This window comes from Chryseobacterium sp. FW101-FHT12H09 (genome assembly GCF_058790395.1).
The window spans coordinates 856,787-870,994 of the sequence record NZ_JBYTCP010000002.1; the positions used below are offsets into that span (position 1 = coordinate 856,787).

Here is a 14,208-nt window from a genome sequence, read left to right on the forward strand (position 1 = left end):
TAAAAAATAAAACCATCCCAATAAAGGAATGGTTTATTTAATATAGAAAAAAGAGTATTAGAATACTGTTGCTGCAAGTTGAATTCTCGCATATTTATTAGAAGGATTCCACATTGCCATCATAGAAACTGGAAGTGTATAATGCTCTGTTATTTTTAAAGCTTTAGTTGCTTTTATACCAACATTCACTATATCGAAACTGTTTTTTCCATTTCCATATAAAAAAGTACCGTCATTAAAAGCAAATCCACCACCTACGAAAGCATCGAGATTTACCTTTTGATGGGCAATTACAGGATAACTCACTTGTACATAAGTAGAATATTTATTCTTTTTATAACTTCCATCCGGCTCCAAAACTACTTCTCCAGCATTGGCTCCACCATATAACATAATATCAGCTTCAACATTTAAAGGAAATGAGGGTCCAAAAGTATAATTGGTCCTTAGATCAATAATATGTGCCGTTCTTCTATTAGAGTAATTAAAGATGTCATCTGAGGCAACGGTTGTATTGATGTTTCTGGAATTAAATAAATCCCATAATCCAATATAAAGCCGCCCATCTGAGTACTGAACATAATAATTGATTTCCTTGTAATGCGTACCATCTTTATCATCGGTTAAAGAAGATGCGCCCCATATTCCGACTTTCCATTTTTTTTCTTTATCCAGAGCGTAAGAAAGATTTCCCATTACCACAGGTTTATCTGTAATAATTAATCCTCGCCATAAATGGTTGTTCTGAATATTAGCGGTGAAATCTAGACGACCTTCGTCTTTGGTTTCTGTATTCTCCTGGGCAAAAAGAGACCCTGTACCTAAAATAATTAGGCATATAAAAAATAGTTTTTTCATTGTGTAAACTTTCTTTAGTTAACTTAAAGCGAGGTGCAATAAAGCCGCAAGAGTTGCCCCTAAAATAGGTCCCGCAATAGGAATCCAGGCGTAGCCCCAGTCACTTCCTCCTTTTACAGGAAGAATTGCATGCATAATTCTTGGTCCTAAATCACGAGCAGGATTAATAGCATAACCTGTCGTTCCTCCTAAAGATAGACCGATTGCCCAAACCAACAATGTAACAGGTAGAGCTCCAATTGTTCCCAAACCGATCTTAGCATTTGGATCATTGTTTAAAGTGAGATTTGGATCAGCAAAATGGAAGATCACAAAAACAAGAACGAATGTCCCAATGATTTCACTAATGAGATTTGAAATAGGTTTTCTAATCGCTGGGCCAGTACTGAAGCAAGCTAGTTTTGCACCTTCATCTTCTGTAATGGCAAAATGGTCTTTATTAAATACCCAAACCAAAAAAGCACCTAACATTGCACCAATCATTTCTCCGGCGATATATGTAGGAACTAAGTCCCATGAAAATTTTCCTGCGATGGCTAAACCTAATGTTACTGCAGGATTCAGATGGGCACCACTGATTGGCCCTGCAATGGTTACACCAACGAAAACTGCCAGAGCCCAAGCCGTGGTAATCACAATCCAGCCGGAACCGTTACCTTTCGTTCCTTTTAAAACAACGTTTGCCACTACGCCGTTTCCGAGTAGTATCATAAGCATTGTCCCGATAATTTCTGCTATAAATGGAGTCATAGTTTATGTTTTGTTTAATGGAAGTTAATCTTCTATCCAGTTTTGAGAGCGCTTTACAGCTTTGTTCCATAAATGGATCATTTTATCCGCTTTCTCTTTTTCCAGTTCAGGTTGGAAATGTTTATCTACGATCCACTGAGATTGGATTTCATCAATGTTCTTCCAATACCCTACAGCAAGGCCTGCAAGATAAGCAGCTCCCAATGCCGTTGTTTCTAAGGTTTTTGGTCTTGTTATTTTGACTCCTAGGAGATCTGATTGGATTTGCATCAGTAAATCACTTTTGGAAGCTCCACCGTCAACTCTTAATTCAAGACTACCAGTTCCTGCATCGGCCTCCATTGCTTTTACAATATCGTAAACCTGGAATGCAATTCCTTCTAAAGTTGCTCTTGCAATATGTGCATTTGTTGTTCCACGGGTTATGCCGACAATTGCTCCTCTGGCATATTGATCCCAGTAAGGGGCTCCTAAACCTGTAAGCGCAGGAACGAAATAAACTCCGCCGTTATCTTCAACGCTTTTAGCAAGATCATTGATCTCATCAGCTGAGTTGATCAATTTAAGGCCATCTCTCACCCACTGTATTGCGGCACCGCCAACAAAAACACTGCCTTCTAAAGCATAATTTACTTCACCATTGATTTTCCATGCAACAGTGGTAAGTAAATTGTTTTTAGAATGAACGGCCTCTTTTCCTGTATTCATTAATAGGAAGCATCCTGTACCATATGTGTTTTTAACCATTCCTGGAGTAGTACACATTTGTCCGAATAAAGCTGCCTGTTGATCTCCTGCTATTCCTGCAATTGGAATTTTAGTGGAAAATAGAGTAGTTGCTGTTTCTCCATAGATCTCACTGCTTTGCTTAACTTCAGGCAGGATGGCTTTTGGAATATTAAATAACTCTAAAAGTTCATTATCCCACTCTAACGTCTGGATATTAAGAAGCATAGTTCGGCTCGCATTAGAAACATCTGTAATGAACATTTTGCCACGTGTAAGTTTCCATACCAACCAGGTATCAACGGTGCCAAAACATAATTTACCTGCTTCTGCTTTTTCTCTTGCTCCTTCTACATTGTCAAGGATCCACTTTAGCTTAGTCGCTGAAAAGTAAGCATCCAGTACCAGTCCCGTTTTCTCTTTGATCATGTCCGTATATCCTTGCTCTTTTAAAGAGTCACAATATTTAGACGTTCTCCTGTCTTGCCATACGATAGCATTATAAACAGGATCACCAGATTCTTTATCCCAAACGATCGTAGTTTCACGTTGATTGGTAATACCTATTGCGGCAACTTCCAATCCTGAAATACCTGCTTTAGCTATAACTTCAGCTGCTACCGAAACCTGAGAAGACCAAATTTCGTTAGGGTCATGTTCTACCCATCCGGGGGTAGGAAATATCTGTTCAAAACTTTTCTGAGAAACAAATTCTATTTCTCCGCTGTGATTGAATAAAATGGCTCTTGACGAGGTTGTACCTTGGTCCAGAGCGAGAATCAACTTTTCACTCATACTGTGACATTAATTAAGGTTAGATGGGTCTTGGTGAATAAGGAATCAGTAAATATCCTTTCGCCAATTCGATAAACTCTCTTTCCTGCTCATTGGCCCACTGCTCTGAATATCCGTTTTCTTTTGCGATGATGAAAGCGATTTTGTGTGCACTGTCGATCGCAGCTCTAGCATCTAAAAATAATAAACGGACTCTTCGGGCAAGGATATCCTCAATGGTCTGTGCCATTTCGCTTCGGATTGCCCAAATTGCTTCAGCAACTGTAAATGGATGATCAGGATGTATTTTTTCTGAAAATTCAGGATTGCTCTGTTGTAGTTTTTTGATTTCGGGTATGTCTGATCCGTAGACATATAAATGGTTGGTTCGATCAACTGCTTCAGGATTCATATTCCCATGAATGGAAAGATGTTCGGTTTTAGAAGCTGTTGTTCCTAATTGATGAACCTGCATGGCTTTATCTATCGTGTCTTGTGCCATTTTACGGTAGGTTGTCCATTTTCCTCCAATGATAGAAACCAAACCTGTATCAGATGTTACCACTTTATGACTTCGCGAAACTTCTTTCGTACTTTTGCTTCCGTCTTTTGGAGCAGCAAGTGGGCGAAGCCCTGCATACACTGATTTTACATCTTCCCGTGTTGGTTTTTTTGATAGATATTGTCTTGCTGTATTTAGAACAAATTTAATTTCTTCTTCCAGCGCACGAGGCTCAAAACTTTCGCTTTCCAGTAAGGTATCAGTTGTTCCTACTAAAGCTCTGTCGTGCCAAGGAACGACAAATAGAACTCTTCCATCCGAAGTTTTCGGAATCATGATAGCATCATCGCTTTTTAAGAAAGATTTATCCAAAACCAAATGGATTCCCTGACTAGGAACCACAAATTTTCCGTGTTTTGGATTATTCATGTTTAATATGTCATTGGTGAAAACTCCGGTTGCGTTGATAACCACCTTTGCATGAATTTCGAATTGCTGTTTTGTAAACTGGTCTTCAGCAACTACACCAATTACTTTATCAGAATCGTTTTTAATTAAATTAATTACCTTAACATAATTAACAGCCGTTCCACCTTTTTCAATGATCGTTTGTGTTAAGTTAACTGCCAATCGTGCGTCATCGAACTGTCCGTCCTGATAAACGACCCCGCTTGCCAGGTTTTTTTGTTCAATAGTTGGCAGCTTTTCAATTGTTTTTAATTTACTAATGTATCGAGTTTTGCCTAAGCTTAATTTTCCTGCAAGAAAATCGTAAATCGAAAGTCCAATTTTATAATAAATTCCTCCCCACCAAGTATAATTAGGAATGATGAAAGATTGATTCTTTACTACATGAGCGGCATTTTTTGCCAGTAATCCTCTTTCCTTTAATGCTTCCTTTACCAAACCAATATCTCCCTGTGCTAAATACCGTACGCCACCGTGTACCAGTTTTGTACTTCTGCTGGAAGTCGCTTTCGCAAAATCGTGAGATTCCAACAGTAACGTTTTAAATCCTCTGCTTACTGCGTCCAATGCCGAACCTAAACCGCTTGCTCCTCCACCAATGACCAGAAAGTCCCATTCTTTTACGGTGGTTAATTTGCTGAGTTCTTCATTTCGTTTCATAATGTTTCGTTAAGTTTCGAATTCAAAGCTAATAATTAAAAATGAAACTAAAAAGAAAATAAGTGAAATTTTAATGTCTTGAAAAAAAATAATAACTTTGGTGAAAGAAAAAGAATGGAAAAATTAATACCAAGGCATAACGAGATACTGCATGAACTGGACAAAAAAGACTATGTTCTCGTACAGGAGTTATGTGAAAAGTATAATGTTTCTTCAGTTACGATTCGAAAGGATTTGAATTATTTAGAAAGCTTAGGTCTTCTTTTTCGAAATCATGGTGGTGCGAGTAAGCATGTAAGATATGCTTATGAAAAGAATGTAGATGAAAAAGAAACAATTAATGTAGAAGCAAAACAAAGTATTGCTAAAGCTGCTCTAAAGCTGATTGAAGAAAACGACTGTATCATTCTGGCTTCTGGAACTACGATGCATTATCTTGCAAGGATGCTGGTGAACTTCGGAAGGCTTACAGTTCTTACTTCGTCACTAAGGGTTGCATTAGAGCTATGTAACAATCCCAACATTAATATTATACAGTTAGGCGGGGAAGTGAGAAAAAGTTCCACTTCAATCGTAGGTTCTATCTCTGAGACCATTCTTGCTCAGTTTTCTTGTAATAAACTATTTCTGGGTGTTGATGGGATTGATATGGATTTTGGAATCAGTACATCCAATGCAGCTGAAGCACATCTTAATCAACTCATGATAGAGTGCTCCGATAAGGTGATGATATTGGCTGATTCATCAAAGCTGAATAAGAAAGGCTTTGGAAAGATTGCTTCTTTGGATAAAGTTGATTATTTAATCACAGATGAAGCGATTCTGGAAGAAGATAAAAAGAACCTTGAAGAAATGGGTTTAAGTGTTATTACGAGATAGCTTTCACCTTGTTCCGGGGTAAGTTCAAAATGCATTCTAAAGCATGTTTTATTTTGTAAGCTACTAAAAATCAAAATATTTTGCTATAAAATTTGCCAATCTAAAAATTATCCATAAATTTGCACACTCATTTTAGGGGAAAAGTATGCCCATCTCAAACGTGGAAATTACTTTAACCATCTAAAAATGGGTGTAAATAGAGGATAAATTTTATTATAACATAAACAATGTCAGGTATTATTGGTAAAAAAATCGGTATGACGTCTTTGTTTAACGAAGAAGGAAAAAACATTCCTTGTACAGTTATTCAAGCTGGTCCGTGCTCGGTTTTACAGGTCAGAACCATAGAAAAGGACGGCTACAAGTCAGTTCAATTGGGTTTCGATGACAAGAGTGAAAAGAACGTTGGTAAAGCGTTAGCTGGCCATTTTAAAAAGGCTGGTTCTGCTCCTAAAGCTAAATTAGTAGAGTTCTACAGAGAATTCGTTGATGAAGTAAAAGTAGGAGAAGAAGTAAAAGTTGATCTATTCGCTGAAGGTGAATTTGTTGACGTAACAGGAACTTCAAAAGGTAAAGGTTTCCAGGGTGTTGTTAAAAGACATGGCTTTGGAGGTGTAATGCAAGCTACTCATGGTCAGCACAACAGACTTAGAGCTCCAGGTTCTATCGGTGCTGGATCGGATCCTTCGAGAGTATTCAAAGGAATGAGAATGGCGGGTAGAATGGGAGGTAAGCAGGTAACTGTTCAAAACCTTCAAGTATTAAAAGTGGATCAAGAACAAAATCTTTTAGTAGTAAAAGGTGCTGTTCCGGGAGCTAAAAATTCTTATGTAATTATCAGAAAATGGAACTAGTAGTATTAAATACATCAGGAAAGGAGACCGGAAAAAAAGTAACTCTAGACGAATCTGTATTCGGTATTGAGCCAAATAAGCACGCGGTTTACTTAGAAGTGAAACAGTACCTTGCTGCACAAAGACAAGGAACTCATAAATCAAAAGAAAGAAGCGAAATTACTGCTTCTACTAAAAAACTTAAGAAGCAAAAAGGATCTGGATCTGCTAGATATGGTGATATTAAATCTCCAACTTTCAGAGGTGGAGGTAGAGTATTCGGACCTAAGCCAAGAGACTACAGATTCAAATTGAACAAAGCTCTTAAGAGATTAGCTAAAAAATCTGTTCTTTCTCAGAAAATGAGAGACAACAGCATTAGAATTGTGGAAGGTTTGAGCATTGCTGCTCCTAAAACTAAAGATTTCATTACTATCTTGAATGCATTAGCATTAAGCGATAAGAAGTCTTTATTCATTCTTCCTGATACTAACAAGAATGTGTATTTATCTTCAAGAAACTTACCTAAGACTAAAGTGATGAAGTTCAATGAAATCAGTTCATATGACTTAATCAATGCAGGTGAGATCGTATTCTTAGAAGGTGCAGTTGAAAAATTCCAGGAAAATCTAAAGAAATAAATCATGTCAGTTATTATTAAACCAGTTATTTCAGAAAAAGCAAACTATCTTACAGATTTAAGAGGTGCTTATTCTTTCTTGGTAGATACTAAGGCGAATAAAATCCAAATTAAGAAAGCTGTAGAGGCAACTTATGGTGTGAAAGTAGCAGACGTTAGAACCATGATTTATGCGCCTAAAGTTTCTTCGAAACACACTAAAAAAGGTCTTCAAGTAGGAAAGACAAATAAATTGAAAAAAGCGGTTATCACTCTTGCTGAAGGAGAAGTAATCGATATTTTCGCTGTAAATTAATTATTAATTATAAATAATAGTAATGTCTGTTAGAAAATTAAAACCTATCACCCCAGGACAGAGATTCAGAATTGTAAACAATTTTGAGGAAATTACTACCAACAAACCAGAGAAATCTCTAACAGTTGGTATTAGTAAGTCAGGTGGACGTAACCAAACTGGTAAAATGACCATGCGTTACACCGGAGGTGGACACAAAAAGAAATACAGAATTATCGACTTCAAAAGAAACAAGCATGATGTTGAAGCAACGGTAAAAACTGTAGAATACGATCCAAACAGAACTGCATTTATCGCTTTATTAGAGTACGCAGACGGAGAGAAGAGATATATCATCGCTCCAAACGGTATTAAAGTAGATCAGAAAGTAGTTTCAGGAGAAAGCGTAGAACCAAATGTAGGTAACGCAATGAAATTGAAAAATATTCCATTGGGTACTGTTATTTCTTGTGTTGAAATGAAACCTGGACAAGGTGCTATTTTAGCAAGAAGTGCTGGTTCTTCAGCTCAATTAACTTCAAGAGACGGAAAATATGCAATCATCAAATTGCCTTCAGGAGAATCTAGAATGATCCTTACTGAATGTTATGCAATGATTGGTTCGGTTTCTAACTCGGATCATCAGTTAACTGTATCAGGTAAGGCTGGTAGAAGCAGATGGTTAGGTAGAAGACCAAGAACAAGAGCGGTAGTAATGAACCCAGTAGATCACCCAATGGGTGGTGGGGAAGGACGTTCTTCTGGAGGTCACCCAAGATCTAGAAATGGTATGCCGGCTAAAGGTTACAAAACTAGAAAGAAAAACAAAGTGTCTAACCGTTACATCGTATCTAAAAGAAAATAATTATGGCAAGATCACTTAAAAAAGGACCGTTCATCGCATATACTTTAGATAAGAAGGTTCAGGCAAACATAGAGTCTGGTAAGAAGACAGTTATTAAAACTTGGTCTAGAGCATCGATGATCTCTCCGGACTTCGTAGGACAAACTATTGCAGTACACAACGGGAAATCTTTTATCCCAGTTTATGTTACTGAAAACATGGTTGGTCACAAGTTAGGCGAATTTTCTCCAACAAGATCTTTCAGAGGTCATGGTGGTAATAAAAATAAAGGAAGCAGATAATCATGGGATCAAGAAAACAAGATAGTTCAATCGCAAGAAAAGAAGCTAACAAAGATGTTGTAAAAGCTTCATTAAATAATTGCCCATCTTCTCCAAGAAAAATGAGATTAGTAGTTGATATCATTAGAGGAGAACAGGTAGATAAAGCTCTTTATATTCTAAAATATTCTAAAAAAGAAGCCTCTAACAAGTTAGAGAAATTACTTCTTTCTGCTATGGCAAACTGGCAGGCTAAAAATGAAGGTGCTGATATAGAAGAAGCAAACCTTATCATTAAAGAAATATTCGTGGATAGTGCAAGACAATTGAAGAGACTAAGACCAGCTCCACAAGGTAGAGGTCATAGAATCAGAAAAAGATCTAACCACGTTACATTAATCTTAGGTAATAAAGAAAATTAATCAAGGTATGGGACAGAAGACAAATCCAATTGGTAACAGATTAGGTATCATCAGAGGATGGGATTCTAACTGGTTTGGTGGAAACGATTATGGAGACAGAATCGCTGAAGACTACAAAATCAGAAGATACCTTGAAGCTAGATTATCTAAAGGTGGGATTTCAAAAATTTATATTGAAAGAACATTAAAATTAGTAACAGTTACTATTACTACTGCTAGACCGGGACTTATCATCGGTAAAGGAGGTCAGGAAGTTGATAAATTAAAAGAAGAATTGAAGAAACTTACAGGTAAGGATATTCAAATCAACATTTTCGAAATCAAAAGACCTGAACTTGATGCAGTATTAGTTGCTGATAGCATTTCTAAGCAAATTGAAAACAGAATTTCTTATAGAAGAGCTGTTAAAATGGCTATAGCAAGCACAATGAGAATGGGTGCTGAAGGTATCAAAGTTCAAATCTCTGGTAGATTGAACGGTGCTGAAATGGCAAGAAGCGAATCTTTCAAAGACGGAAGAATTCCTTTATCTACTTTCAGAGCTGATATCGATTATCATATTGCAGAAGCTCACACTACTTACGGTAGACTTGGGGTTAAAGTTTGGATTATGAAAGGTGAAGTTTATGGTAAAAGAGAACTTTCTCCACTAGTAGGACAACAGAAAAAAGGACCTTCAGGAGGTGGAAACAGAGGTGGAGATAGAGATAACAGAAGACCTTCAAGAGATAAAAAAAATAATTAATAAAATTTTAGAGGATAGTTTTTAAATGACCGTTACTTTTTTAAAATCTAAATTCTAAAATCTAAAATTTAAGAAATTATGTTACAACCAAAAAGAACCAAATTTCGTAAAGTTCATAAGATGAAGATGAAGGGGATTGCTCAGAGAGGTAATCAACTTGCTTATGGTACTTTCGGAATCAAAGCTACAGAAGGAGCTTGGATCACTGCAAGACAAATTGAAGCTGCACGTATTGCTGCTACAAGATATATGAAGAGAGAAGGTCAACTATGGATCAAAATATTTCCAGATAAGCCTATTACTAAAAAACCTGCCGAAGTAAGGATGGGTAAAGGTAAGGGTGCTGTGGAATATTGGGTAGCTGTAGTAAAGCCGGGTAAAATTTTGTTCGAAGTGGGTGGAGTATCTTACGACATCGCTAAGGAAGCTTTAAGACTTGCTGCACAAAAATTACCGGTAGTTACCAATTTTGTAGTTGCTAATGATTTTGTTAAACCTCTATAATCTTTGAATACAATGAAAAAAGCTGAAATTAAAAATCTAAGCGCAGAAGATATTCAAGCTAAATTGACTGAAGCAAAAGCTGAATTCACAAAAATGAAATTAGCTCATAAAATCAGTCCGCTTGAAAATCCAATTCAAATCAAAGATTTGAGAAAGACAATCGCAAGACTAAATACAGAGTTAACCACTAAACAACAATAAGATTTTCATACATTATGGAAAGAAACTTAAGAAAAGAAAGAATCGGAATAGTTTCCAGCAATAAAATGGAAAAGACCATTGTTGTAAGTGAGACTACTAGAGTGAAACACCCGATGTACGGTAAATTCGTATTAAAGACGAAGAAATATACTGCACACGACGAGAACAACGAATGCACAGAAGGAGATACAGTTCTTATCCAAGAAACAAGACCTATGAGCAAGAGTAAAAGATGGAGATTAGTAAGAATCATTGAAAAAGCTAAGTAATGTTACAAACAGAATCAAGATTAAAAGTTGCTGATAACACAGGTGCTAAAGAAGTATTGGTTATCAGAGTTCTGGGAGGAACCAGAAGAAGATATGCTTCAGTTGGTGATAAAATCGTAGTTACTATTAAAGATTCTACACCATCAGGAAACGCAAAGAAAGGTCAGGTATCTAAAGCAGTTGTAGTAAGAACTAAAAAAGCAGTTAGAAGAAAAGATGGTTCATACATCAAATTCGAAGACAATGCTTGTGTTTTACTAAACGCTGGAGGAGAAATGAGAGGAACGCGTGTTTTCGGACCAGTTGCTCGTGAGTTGAGAGACAAAGAATATATGAAAATCATTTCATTAGCTCCTGAAGTACTTTAATTTTTAAAATTTTTATAAGAAAATGTCAAAGTTAAAAATAAAAAGAGGAGATAACGTAATCATTACTACTGGTAAGAAAGATATCAAAGGTAAAACTGGTGAAGTTATTGAAGTGATCAAAAAAGAAGGAAAAGACCCTAGAGTAATCGTTGCAGGACTTAACATCATTAAGAAACACGTTAAGCCTTCAGCTTCAAATCCTCAAGGAGGAATCGTAGAAAGAGAAGCTTCTATTCATATCTCAAACATCGCTTTAGTTGGTAAAGACGGTAAAGCTGTAAAAGTAGGTTACAAAACTGAAGGAGATAAGAAAGTAAGAATCGACAAAAAAACGGGTGAAACTTTATAATTTTAAATAACACATGGAATATATAGCAAGACCCAAGAAAGCATATAACGAAACAATTGTTCCTGCAATGATGGAAGAATTTGGGTACAAATCTGTAATGCAGGTACCTAAATTGGAAAAAATCATCCTATCTCAAGGATTAGGTGATGCCACTGCAGACAAAAAGATCATTGATTATGCTGTAGAAGAACTTACAAATATTACTGGACAAAAAGCTGTAGGTACAATCTCTAAGAAAGATGAGGCTGCCTTCAAATTGAGAAAAGGAATGCCTGTAGGTGCTAAAGTTACTTTAAGAGCTCATAAAATGTATGAATTCTTAGACAGACTTACTGCTTCAGCTTTACCACGTATTAGAGATTTTTCTGGTATCAAAGCTGATGGTTTTGATGGTAGAGGTAATTATAACTTAGGTATTACTGAGCAGATTATCTTCCCTGAGATCGTAATTGACAAAGTGAAAAAAATCCAAGGGATGGATATCACTTTCGTTACTACTGCGAAAACAGATAAAGAAGCGAAAGCATTATTAACTCACTTCGGTTTACCATTTAAAAAGAACTAAGAAATGGCTAAAGAATCAATGAAAGCGCGTGAGCGCAAAAGAGAAGCACTAGTTGCTAAATACGCTGACAAAAGAAAAGCTTTAAAAGAAGCTGGTGATTATGATGCACTTCAAAAATTACCTAAAAATGCTTCTCCTGTAAGATTACACAACAGATGTAAACTAACAGGTAGACCAAGAGGTTACATGAGAACTTTCGGTCTTTCAAGAGTAACTTTCAGAGAAATGGCTAACAATGGCCTTATCCCTGGAGTGAAAAAAGCTAGTTGGTAACAATTAATAATTAATCGGGACAATTAAGTTGTCTGGAAACTAAAGAAAAAAAATATCAGACCTAAGATTTTCTGAAGTCTGATATTTTAATCTTCAAGTCTTTTCAATACTGATTGTCTTCAACCAATAATTTAAAATAGAAAAATGGTAACAGATCCAATTTCAGATTTCCTAACAAGAGTAAGGAACGCACAAAGCGCAGGCCACAAAGTGGTGGAAATTCCTGCATCGAAAATCAAAAAGGAGATTACGAAAATCTTATTTGATCAAGGGTATATCTTAAACTTCAAGTTTGAAGATAGCGCTGTTCAAGGGACAATCAAAATCGCTTTAAAGTATGACAAGCAAACTAACAAACCAGCTATTAAATCTATTCAGAGAGCTTCAAGACCAGGTTTGAGACAGTACAAAGGTTCAACTGAACTTCCAAGAGTACTAAACGGTTTGGGTGTAGCTATTATCTCAACTTCTAGAGGAGTAATGACAGATAAGAAAGCTAGAGAAGAGAAAGTAGGCGGTGAAGTAATCTGCTATGTTTATTAATTTTTAATCAAAGGAAAATGTCAAGAATTGGTAAAGCAATTATAACAGTTCCTTCAGGTGTTACAGTTACTGAAAATAACGGTGTTGTAACAGTTAAAGGTCCAAAGGGAGAACTTACCCAGGAACTTACAGAAGGAATTACTTTAGAACAAAAAGATGGAGAACTGACTTTTAACAGACCATCTGATTCTAAGCAACACAGAGCGCTTCACGGTTTATACAGAGCGTTGATCAACAACATGATTGTAGGAACTGCTGAAGGTTTCACAAAACAGTTAGAACTAGTAGGGGTAGGATACAGAGCTTCTCATTCAGGTCAAAAACTTGAATTAGCTTTAGGATTCTCTCACGGTATTGTTTTAGAACTTCCAAAAGAAGTGGTAATCGATACATTGACTGAAAAAGGTAAAAACCCAATTATTACTTTAACGTCTTATGATAAGCAACTTCTTGGAATGGTGGCTGCAAAAATCCGCTCATTCAGAAAGCCTGAGCCGTACAAAGGAAAAGGTGTAAGATTCGTTGGTGAAAATGTTAGACGTAAAGCTGGTAAATCTGCTTAATAAATTATAAGAAAATGGCATTAAGTAAATTAGAAAAAAGAATAAGAATAAAAAGAAGAGTAAGAGGAAAAATCTCTGGATCTTCTGAATTGCCAAGATTATCGGTATATAAGAGTAATAAGGAAATTTACGCTCAGTTAATCGACGATAAAAATGGTAAAACTTTAGTATCTGCTTCTTCTAGAGAGAAAGGAGTTGACGCTAATGGAACTAAAATTGAAGTTTCTGCTGCTGTTGGTAAAGCTATTGCTGCTAAAGCAGTTGCTGCAGGAATTGAAAGTATTGTGTTTGATAGAAACGGTTTCGTATACCATGGAAGAGTGAAAGCTCTAGCTGATGGTGCGAGAGAAGGAGGACTTAAATTCTAATCATTAAATTTCGGAAAATATGTTAGGACTAGATAATATAGAAAGAGTAAAACCGGGAGGATTAGAATTAAAAGATCGTCTCGTAGCTGTAAACAGAGTAACAAAAGTAACTAAAGGTGGTAGAGCTTTCGGGTTTTCTGCTATTGTTGTTGTTGGAAATGAAGAAGGAATTATTGGTTACGGTTTAGGAAAATCTAAAGAAGTTGCTTCTGCAATTGCTAAGGCAGTTGAAGATGCTAAGAAAAATCTTGTGAAAGTTCCTGTAATGAACCATACAATTCCTCACCAAACTACTGCTAGATACGGTGGTGCAGATATCTTCTTAAGACCTGCTTCTCACGGTACAGGACTTATCGCCGGTGGTGCGGTAAGAGCAGTATTGGAATCTGCTGGTATTCACGATATCCTTTCAAAATCTAAAGGATCTTCTAACCCTCACAATGTGGTGAAAGCTACTTTCAAAGCGTTGTTAGATATCAGAAGACCTGAAGAAATTGCAAGAATGAGAGGAGTTTCTTTAACTAAAGTGTTTAACGGTTAATATAAAAA

Annotated in this window: 23 protein-coding genes; 19 read left to right on the forward strand and 4 right to left on the reverse strand. The window is 36.4% G+C overall.

All coding sequences use genetic code 11. The features are described from left to right. Nucleotides 1–57: 57 nt before the first annotated feature. The 4 genes from AC3WRL_RS09650 to AC3WRL_RS09665 are packed head-to-tail and all read right to left on the reverse strand — an operon-like array spanning nt 58 to nt 4,738. The gene (locus AC3WRL_RS09650; protein WP_492330182.1) at nt 58–858 is read right to left on the reverse strand and encodes a hypothetical protein; all 801 of its coding nucleotides are present in this window, start codon (nt 856–858) and stop codon (nt 58–60) included. An 18-nt stretch (nt 859–876) separates the two neighbouring features. Continuing rightward, a complete protein-coding gene (locus AC3WRL_RS09655; RefSeq protein WP_214831126.1) occupies nt 877–1,608 on the reverse strand; it encodes an MIP/aquaporin family protein in 732 nt (243 codons plus the stop codon). A gap of 24 nt (nt 1,609–1,632) precedes the next feature. After that, a complete protein-coding gene (glpK, locus tag AC3WRL_RS09660) occupies nt 1,633–3,129 on the reverse strand; it encodes a glycerol kinase GlpK (RefSeq protein ID WP_214831127.1) in 1,497 nt (498 codons plus the stop codon). A 19-nt stretch (nt 3,130–3,148) separates the two neighbouring features. Continuing rightward, nucleotides 3,149–4,738, reverse strand: a complete 1,590-nt coding sequence (locus AC3WRL_RS09665) for a glycerol-3-phosphate dehydrogenase/oxidase (protein ID WP_214831128.1) — start codon at nt 4,736–4,738, stop codon at nt 3,149–3,151. 114 nt (nt 4,739–4,852) lie between these two features. Here AC3WRL_RS09665 and AC3WRL_RS09670 point away from each other — a divergent pair, with 114 nt between their 5' ends. The 19 genes from AC3WRL_RS09670 (at nt 4,853) to rpsE (ending at nt 14,200) form a co-directional block, all read left to right on the forward strand. Continuing rightward, nucleotides 4,853–5,617, forward strand: coding sequence for a DeoR/GlpR family DNA-binding transcription regulator (locus tag AC3WRL_RS09670; RefSeq protein WP_214831129.1), 765 nt, complete (start codon nt 4,853–4,855; stop codon nt 5,615–5,617). Nucleotides 5,618–5,844: 227 nt separating this feature from the next. Then, nucleotides 5,845–6,471, forward strand: coding sequence for a 50S ribosomal protein L3 (rplC, locus tag AC3WRL_RS09675; protein WP_034738787.1), 627 nt, complete (start codon nt 5,845–5,847; stop codon nt 6,469–6,471). Further along, on the forward strand, nt 6,462–7,091 hold the full coding sequence (gene rplD / locus AC3WRL_RS09680) for a 50S ribosomal protein L4 (RefSeq protein WP_214831130.1): 630 nt from the start codon (nt 6,462–6,464) through the stop codon (nt 7,089–7,091). The genes rplC and rplD overlap by 10 nt, the downstream gene beginning before the upstream one ends. A gap of 3 nt (nt 7,092–7,094) precedes the next feature. Further along, a complete protein-coding gene (gene rplW, locus AC3WRL_RS09685) occupies nt 7,095–7,385 on the forward strand; it encodes a 50S ribosomal protein L23 (RefSeq protein ID WP_214831131.1) in 291 nt (96 codons plus the stop codon). Between the two features lie 22 nt (nt 7,386–7,407). Beyond that, on the forward strand, nt 7,408–8,229 hold the full coding sequence (gene rplB, locus AC3WRL_RS09690) for a 50S ribosomal protein L2 (RefSeq protein WP_214831132.1): 822 nt from the start codon (nt 7,408–7,410) through the stop codon (nt 8,227–8,229). 2 nt (nt 8,230–8,231) lie between these two features. Beyond that, nucleotides 8,232–8,510, forward strand: a complete 279-nt coding sequence (gene rpsS / locus AC3WRL_RS09695) for a 30S ribosomal protein S19 (RefSeq protein WP_027387215.1) — start codon at nt 8,232–8,234, stop codon at nt 8,508–8,510. A gap of 2 nt (nt 8,511–8,512) precedes the next feature. Next, nucleotides 8,513–8,911, forward strand: coding sequence for a 50S ribosomal protein L22 (rplV, locus tag AC3WRL_RS09700; RefSeq protein ID WP_214831133.1), 399 nt, complete (start codon nt 8,513–8,515; stop codon nt 8,909–8,911). A gap of 7 nt (nt 8,912–8,918) precedes the next feature. After that, a complete protein-coding gene (rpsC, locus tag AC3WRL_RS09705; protein ID WP_214831134.1) occupies nt 8,919–9,656 on the forward strand; it encodes a 30S ribosomal protein S3 in 738 nt (245 codons plus the stop codon). Nucleotides 9,657–9,734: 78 nt separating this feature from the next. Beyond that, nucleotides 9,735–10,160: a 50S ribosomal protein L16 gene (gene rplP, locus AC3WRL_RS09710; protein ID WP_054512044.1), complete on the forward strand. Its 426-nt coding sequence runs from the start codon at nt 9,735–9,737 to the stop codon at nt 10,158–10,160. Nucleotides 10,161–10,172: 12 nt separating this feature from the next. Next, nucleotides 10,173–10,361: a 50S ribosomal protein L29 gene (gene rpmC / locus AC3WRL_RS09715; RefSeq protein ID WP_200241614.1), complete on the forward strand. Its 189-nt coding sequence runs from the start codon at nt 10,173–10,175 to the stop codon at nt 10,359–10,361. 11 nt (nt 10,362–10,372) lie between these two features. Continuing rightward, nucleotides 10,373–10,630: a 30S ribosomal protein S17 gene (gene rpsQ, locus AC3WRL_RS09720; RefSeq protein WP_052186088.1), complete on the forward strand. Its 258-nt coding sequence runs from the start codon at nt 10,373–10,375 to the stop codon at nt 10,628–10,630. Next, nucleotides 10,630–10,998, forward strand: a complete 369-nt coding sequence (gene rplN, locus AC3WRL_RS09725; RefSeq protein ID WP_034684837.1) for a 50S ribosomal protein L14 — start codon at nt 10,630–10,632, stop codon at nt 10,996–10,998. Before rpsQ ends, rplN begins: the two co-directional genes overlap by 1 nt. Before the next feature lie 22 nt (nt 10,999–11,020). Next, complete coding sequence (gene rplX, locus AC3WRL_RS09730) at nt 11,021–11,347, forward strand: 50S ribosomal protein L24 (protein WP_179469468.1); 327 nt, start codon at nt 11,021–11,023, stop codon at nt 11,345–11,347. A gap of 13 nt (nt 11,348–11,360) precedes the next feature. Further along, entirely contained in the window at nt 11,361–11,912 is a 552-nt protein-coding gene (gene rplE / locus AC3WRL_RS09735) for a 50S ribosomal protein L5 (protein WP_214831135.1), read from the forward strand. 3 nt (nt 11,913–11,915) lie between these two features. Further along, a complete protein-coding gene (gene rpsN, locus AC3WRL_RS09740) occupies nt 11,916–12,185 on the forward strand; it encodes a 30S ribosomal protein S14 (protein ID WP_214831136.1) in 270 nt (89 codons plus the stop codon). A gap of 144 nt (nt 12,186–12,329) precedes the next feature. Beyond that, nucleotides 12,330–12,728, forward strand: a complete 399-nt coding sequence (gene rpsH / locus AC3WRL_RS09745) for a 30S ribosomal protein S8 (protein WP_214831137.1) — start codon at nt 12,330–12,332, stop codon at nt 12,726–12,728. 17 nt (nt 12,729–12,745) lie between these two features. Beyond that, entirely contained in the window at nt 12,746–13,291 is a 546-nt protein-coding gene (gene rplF, locus AC3WRL_RS09750; protein ID WP_214831138.1) for a 50S ribosomal protein L6, read from the forward strand. Nucleotides 13,292–13,305: 14 nt separating this feature from the next. Then, nucleotides 13,306–13,659 carry a 50S ribosomal protein L18 gene (gene rplR, locus AC3WRL_RS09755; protein ID WP_214831139.1) on the forward strand — a complete coding sequence of 118 codons (354 nt, stop codon included), beginning with the start codon at nt 13,306–13,308 and terminating at the stop codon, nt 13,657–13,659. A 19-nt stretch (nt 13,660–13,678) separates the two neighbouring features. Beyond that, a complete protein-coding gene (gene rpsE / locus AC3WRL_RS09760) occupies nt 13,679–14,200 on the forward strand; it encodes a 30S ribosomal protein S5 (protein ID WP_214831140.1) in 522 nt (173 codons plus the stop codon). Nucleotides 14,201–14,208 lie beyond the last annotated feature (8 nt).